Genomic DNA, 3,669 nt, shown 5'->3' with positions numbered 1-3,669 from the left:
CCAGATCTGGCCGGTGCCTTCCGCGGTGTAGGCGGGGTCGTGCTCGATTTCGTAGTCGGCCCGCAGGTTTCCCCCGGCGGGGTCGGAGACGGTTGCGTGCAGGGTCGGTGTCAGCGACGACACCGCGGACCCGGTGACCGGGGTGATCGACAGCTTGGAGGCCGCGGGGGCCGAGGGCAGGGTGTAGGTGACACTCAACGTGGGAGGGTCGCCGTAGCCGACCTCGGACGATGCGAACCCGACCGCATAGTCGGCGGCGTTGCTCTCATCAGTTCCGCGCAGTTCGATGCCGTAGTTCGCAGTCCCCGACGCCCACGCCTGCGCCATAGAGGTGACCCTCCAAGTCATGGACCGGTCGCCGGAACAGCCACCGGTCTCCGACGCCGTGGCCTGGCCGCTGGTGGTCGTGGTGGGCTTGTTCGTCCACAGGACGGTGCTGGGGTTCCAGCTGGAGGTCACCCGCGCCGCGACGATGCCACCGGTGGCGCATTCGAAGGAATCGACCCACATCTGATAGGCGCTGAGCGTGGCGCTTGACACGGTCGCGCCCGCCAAGGAGCTGGTGTCGAACTTCAGATAGGAACGCGCGACTTCGACACCGACGAAGTTGAAGACCGCACCGGCGACGAGCTCGGAGTCGCCCGCGTGAGTACTGCTCTCGCCCTTGATGACGTAGGTGTCGCTGCTCAGCGGAAGCGTGGTCGTGGGATCGATCGTCACCGGATAGGTGGTGGCCGGGTCAGCCAGGAAACCGGGGTCGGGCTGAAGCACCAGCACCTGGCGGCCCTGCTCCTGCACGACACTGGTGGTGATCTTCCCACGCTTTCGCGGGCGCCGCTTACCCTTCGCGTCCGCGCCGGCATCGGGCGTGGAGGACGCCCACATGACCGGCGTGGGGGCCGCCGCGACGACCGTGCCACCCTTGTCGCTCAGGGTCAGGCCACCGGTCTCCGCGGTCTTCAGGGTCAAGCCGGATGTCTCGACAGGCAGCCGGTATTCCACCGGACCGGACGGCCTGCGCCGCAGCACGACATCGTGCCGGAACCCGGTGGCCAGCGCGGTCACCACGAGATCGGCCCCCGGCCCTGCCGCATCGGCGTAGGTCGCCGTGTTCCCCTTCACGGAGGGGCGGGGCAGCGCGCTCGGCCACGACAGCGCGAAGACCGTGCCGTCCTGCCGTGTCATCTTCGCGAACACGCCTGTCCCTCCGGTGGAGAACTCCACCTGAGCGGCCGCGGCCTTCGGCCGCAATACCCCATCCTCGTCCACGAGCGAGGTGTCGATCGGCACCCAGGACTGCCCCTGCTTCACCCGGGAGGGGCCAGCGGTGAACTCGGCGGTGAAGGTCTTGCCATCCGGGTTGGCATACACCACCGAGGAATCGGTCGTCGCCGCGTCGACCTGCACCCGCTTGCCCTGCTTGACTGCGGCCTTGAGCGCCGCATCGGCAGCCGCCCGGACCTCAGGCTGCGCGGCAGCCCCGGAAGAGGCAGCGGACGAAGACGGCTGTGCGGGCGCGGCCTGCGACGTCGCCGAGGCAGTCGCGGCAGAGGAGTTGGACGAAGAACCCGGCGGCACCGGCCCTGCCACAGCTGCCGCCTGCTGACCGCTGCCCCCGCCGCTCAGCCATTCTTCGATTTTGGTGACCTGGTCGGCGGCGTCGGTGTAGTACACCGTCTTGCCGCCCACCGGCGGAATCACCTCGTACTTGTCCGCGCCCAGGTAGTTGGTGGTCGTACGGCGGAACTCTTTCTCGCCGGTCGCGTCGGCCGTCATGTCCACCTGGGCGGTGACTCGGCCTAGCCGGTCGTACTCCTGCTTGGACCATTGCGGAACCGTGCTCCATGCGGGGTTCAGCAGGCCCGATCCGGGTGCGCTCCCGTTGTACACCGGGGCGGAGGTCCGCTCGGTCAGGCCGCGCTCGTTGTAGGTGGTGACCTGAACGATCCGGCCGCCTGTCGGCGAGGCGGTTTGCACCTCACGCTCGCGGCCGAAGCCGTCGCTGTAGGTGTAGGTGGAGGTGTATTTGGGGGTTCTAGTGCCGGCGCCGGACTGCAGGCGGGACGCCATGGTCCGGGATGGCTGGCTACCGGTGACGGTGTAGGTGACCTTCGCCGCGGGGGGATTGTCGCTGAGGTCGGTGTCGTTGCGGTCAGGCTTGGGCGCATCCGGAGTCCACAGCTGCAGCGTTCGGCCCAGGACGTCGTAGTCGATGTTGACCTTGTTGTCGTTGGCGTCCTGCATGCCGACCGGCTGACCGTTGTACTGGGAGGACCAGGTGGTCACCTGGTGCTGGAGCGGATTTTTGACCGTCACGCCCTGCCATGGCCAGCCGACGGCGGGGGTGTAGGTCGTGGTGGTCGTTTTGGGGGATTGCTCGGACGGGTCGGACGGCTCGGTCGTGGTGAGCGGCCGGCCGTAGTTGTCGAAGGTCGACTTGATCGTGGCGTAGTGAGTGGTGGTGGAGTAGGCGCGGGTTTCGGTGACGTTCCCATGGGTGGGAGTGTTGGCGGACGGGTCGCTCGCTCCGTCGTAGAGGTAGACGGTACGGCTCAGCAGGTCACCGCTGGTGCAGTCGTCACCCGCATGCTTCTCCTCCGACGCGTGGTAGTTGAGCATCCACGTCGTCGTGTTGCGGGCGTAGGTGATGGAGGTGCAGGTGTTGTCGGACGCGGTGCTGGTGTCGCCGTAGTCGTTGACCGTTTTCGGCAGCCCGTCGGAGTTGTAGGTGGTCTTGGTGTCGGTGTAGCGCCACCCGGTGGTGGTCTTCTCCCGGGACACCTCCCGCGTCTGGTTCACGCGAGAGGGGTTACGCGTGCCCGGGCCGCCGCCGGTCTCGACTACCTCGTACTCATACCGTGTGGAGGAGTTCTCCCCGTTGCTGTCGCGGACTTGTTCCTGCAGGGTGCGCCCGTTCAGCTCGATGGGATCCGGGACGCTGTGGCCGTCGAAGTCGGTGATGGACCGGCCCAGGCCGCGGAAGAACTTGGCCGAGGTGGTGCTGACCCCGGAAGAGCCGGACCCGCCGCCGACGGTGGTGGTCACCTGACCGTAACCGCGCCATTCGGTGTAGTCCTCAGGCATGAACGGGTCGCGCACGGCCAAGGGGTTGTCCGGGACCGCCCAGCCCGGATCATCCTCATAGGAGTAGCTGGTGACCTGGCTGGGTGAGCCGCCCACCATGTCGATGTCGGTGACCGACGTCACCAGCCACTTGGCGTAGACCTCGCCGTAGTAGTACCAGTCGTCGTTGACGATGTCGTAGCGGGTGGTGATGAAGTAGCAGTCGTAGCCGGAGTCGTCCCAGATGTCGCTCGGGGGATACTGCGCCATTTCCGGGCAGGGGTTTTCCTGCTCGTACTCCACCTCACTGCGGCCGCCCAGCCCGTTGTTCACCGCGCCGATGCGGGGGAACTCCACCGAGTCCAGCTCGATGCTGACGGCATTGTTCCGGAAGGTCGCCTCGAACGTGGTCGGCGGCAGGGCGATCTGCGTTCCGTTGCCGCCGGCCAGGCCGACCTGCTGGATGGAGTCCAGCCACAAGATGGGGTACTCGTCCCCGTTCCAGCCACCGCCGTCCAGCCACTGATACGACAGGTCCCACCGGGTGACGTCCTCCCAGTCGTCGGTCGTGCCCGGGACCAGGGTCTGGGTGGTGATCGAGCTCAG

General features: G+C 67.3%; 1 protein-coding gene. It reads right to left on the bottom strand.

Going from position 1 to position 3,669, the window contains the following annotated elements; all coding sequences use genetic code 11:
* Positions 1-3,669, bottom strand: a 3,669-nt coding sequence (locus tag HCK04_RS39975) for a DNRLRE domain-containing protein (protein ID WP_142652726.1), incomplete at both ends; no start/stop codon positions are given.

The organism is Microbispora sp. CL1-1 (genome assembly GCF_012034195.1).
Classification (GTDB): domain Bacteria; phylum Actinomycetota; class Actinomycetes; order Streptosporangiales; family Streptosporangiaceae; genus Microbispora.
The sequence above is the reverse complement of the archived record's forward strand: the minus strand, read 5'-3'. Positions and strand labels throughout refer to the sequence as shown.